This is a genomic window from Brachyspira sp. G79 (assembly GCF_002379365.1).
Taxonomy (GTDB): domain Bacteria; phylum Spirochaetota; class Brachyspiria; order Brachyspirales; family Brachyspiraceae; genus Brachyspira.
On record NZ_JQIU01000008.1, the window covers coordinates 1 to 2707 of the forward strand.

2 protein-coding genes and 1 pseudogene are annotated in these 2707 nt (G+C 30.3%); all 3 read right to left on the reverse strand.

Annotated elements, in window-relative coordinates:
* Positions 1-208: 208 nt before the first annotated feature.
* Positions 209-664 carry a hypothetical protein gene (locus KQ44_RS01720; RefSeq protein WP_096735973.1) on the reverse strand — a complete coding sequence of 152 codons (456 nt, stop codon included), beginning with the start codon at positions 662-664 and terminating at the stop codon, positions 209-211.
* Positions 664-1560: a hypothetical protein gene (locus tag KQ44_RS01725; protein WP_096735974.1), complete on the reverse strand. Its 897-nt coding sequence runs from the start codon at positions 1558-1560 to the stop codon at positions 664-666. Before KQ44_RS01725 ends, KQ44_RS01720 begins: the two co-directional genes overlap by 1 nt.
* A pseudogene (locus KQ44_RS01730) lies at positions 1557-2707 on the reverse strand (phage tail tape measure protein); the annotation flags it as partial. The gene KQ44_RS01725 and the pseudogene KQ44_RS01730, both read right to left, overlap by 4 nt.

Here is a 2707-nt window from a genome sequence, read left to right on the forward strand (position 1 = left end):
CAGTATGAAGCATACGCATTTTCTGCATAATAATATTCTGCTGTCTATAGCTATCTAATAAATTAGTTGGATTTTCTACTGGTTCTTTAATTACCCTAAACATTAATATACTCCATTATTGCTAAGCTCGCCTCACACTATAGGAGCGAATAAGCAGGCTTATTCGCTTGTTCGGCTCGCTTAATTCCTGATATGTGTAATTAATTTTTTAATACACTTCATTATTATAATTGTCTAAATAATATCCATTATATCTATTGCCGTCATAATACATATAGTAAGCTATATATTTATATATCTCTCCATTAACTTCTTTATAAAATCCGCCAAGCTCTTCATTATAAAAACAATCAAGATTTGTAACCAATTCTGCAATTAAGTTTTTGCCGTTATTAGACAGTTTCAATCTTATATATCTATTTCCTTCATCTTTGCTGTTATCAATAAGTTCTATATCCTCTTTATTTTCATATATGGAATTGCAAAATAAACAAATAGAACCTTTCATTAAAGTAGGCGGATATATATCTAAAAAATGATTAAGTTTAATTCCTTCAAAAGCTGTATATAAAAATCTAGTTTTATTTAATAATTCATTTTGTTTTTTATATCCCTCTTCAATAGTAAGAGGTATACAGGAAGGCTCATAAATAATCTCAAACATTATTTTATCTCCCTAAATGTAAGCTCTGTAGAATACTGATATAAATCATTCTTTCCTTTCTTAAAATCTATTTTATCATTAGTACATACATAAAGCCCTGATTTCATATAATATTTTACAGATACATTTTTTGACTTAATAGTTGAAACATTTTTATCTCCATACTTGGATAGTCCGTATTTACTTATATTATATTTTGCTGTTTCCATATTCGATGATTTACTAGCATATTTTGCTTTTCCATATTTGCTTATATTATATATTGCATATTCTTTATCTGGACTTATTGTTTCTTCTATCCATACTTGAAGAACAAAAGGTTCAAAATTACTAATATCAAAAAAGTTAATGATTTTTTCTCTATCATCATTAGTCAGATACGGAAAAGATACTTTCCAAGTATCATATCTTTTAAAAGGAAGTTTTCTATAAAAATAATGACCTGTTAAAGAAAAATATGGATTATGAGTATAATTAACAGTATGCGTTTTGCTTTTATCATGAGGAGGGAAATCCACGCCTTCGCCTATTATTAAATATCCGCATTCAAGTATATTGCCGTCTTCATCTTTGATAAAAGTTATTTTGACTTTTATAAACTCTACAGCAGCTATATTATGAATAGCTTGTTTATTTATTATATTAATATTATATGTAAGCAGATCATTATTAATATTTGTTATTTCTAATTTTATTTTTTTAGCATTTGTATTAAATATTGCTATTTCATTTATAATGCCGTTTCCTAATAGTGTTAAACTTCCTTCACTTTCACTTGCAAACTTTCCAACTTCAAGAGTTTGATAATTAAACATATTAGAAATAGGGAAAAAATCATCTTCACTAGAGAAAGTATATTCAAAATTATTAAAAATATTATTCCATAATAGCCTCATAATATTCCCCTTTGTGATACTACCTTAACGCCTCGTTTACTTAGATTAAGCATTGTGCTTGCAACTATCTTTCCGTCAAGCATCAAATAAACAGGCTGATTGAATATAGTTTCTGACTGTGTATTTACTTCATATATTCCATCATTATTTTTAGCAGCTTCAAAAATCTGACTTCCTATTTTTGATAGTATTCTATCTTCAAGAGGTATAACCGCTTCATCGTTTGCACCCTCTCCGATTACAGCATTAATTCCTCCATTTCTTCTCTCTACAAGTCCGCCTTTTGCCAAGTATTTAGGTTCACTCGGTTTAGCTTGGGATAATTTTACCAAGTTAACAGAGCCTGCTGCTATAATTCCAAGTAAAGTAGCATAAGCTGCTATATTGGCAGGGAAAGGAACTGCCATTGATGAGGCTAAAGCACTTATGGCTGCCTGTGCCATAGAAGCTGACGCCTGAACTAAAGACATTTTCCAGCTTTCCATTTGCGAATTATATTCCAGCTTCATCTTCTCATTATTATAGTTTTTCTCTACTTCCATCTGCTTAGCTTTGGCTTCTTCTTCTATTTGTATTTTAGCTAATTCTTTTTGTTTCTCTTCAAGTTCTGCTTTTATTCTCTCCTGTTCATAAAGTCCTAAAGCAACTTTTTGCCTATTCTGTAATTGTTTTATTTCATTTAATAAACTCTGCTTTTGCGAGTCCTCCATTATTCCTATGGCTTCAAGCCTTGCATTTTTTTCTTCTTCTATCGCTTCTAATGCTGCCTCTTTTCTTTCCTCATTTTTTTCTATTTCAAACTCTATAGCCTGTATTTGCATTTCCTGTATAGCAGAATAAAAATCATTTGTATATCCTATAGTGTCATTAAGCATTTGAAGCCAATTCGCACTAAAATAATCTGAAAAACTTTGAGTAGGTGTTTTCCAAAGTTCGCCGAACTTCTCTTTTAATATTTCTACCTGTTCAGTTGTAAGTTCTAATTCATTAGTTATGCTTTCTATTCCGCTTCTTACTATTTCACTTTTCTGTCCCTGCTGTTCGGCTTCGCTTACTTTATCGCCGAACTCTTCAGCAACAGAAACGCCTCTTTCATAAGCGGATATACTATTTTCTATTTCTTTTACTAATTCAGAAAATCTGTCAG

What these genes read in the sequence shown, in the direction of transcription:
- KQ44_RS01725 (WP_096735974.1), bottom strand. Translation starts at nt 1,560, where the DNA reads ATGAGGCTATTATGGAATAATATTTTTAATAATTTTGAATATACTTTC.
- KQ44_RS01720 (WP_096735973.1), bottom strand. Translation starts at nt 664, where the DNA reads ATGTTTGAGATTATTTATGAGCCTTCCTGTATACCTCTTACTATTGAA.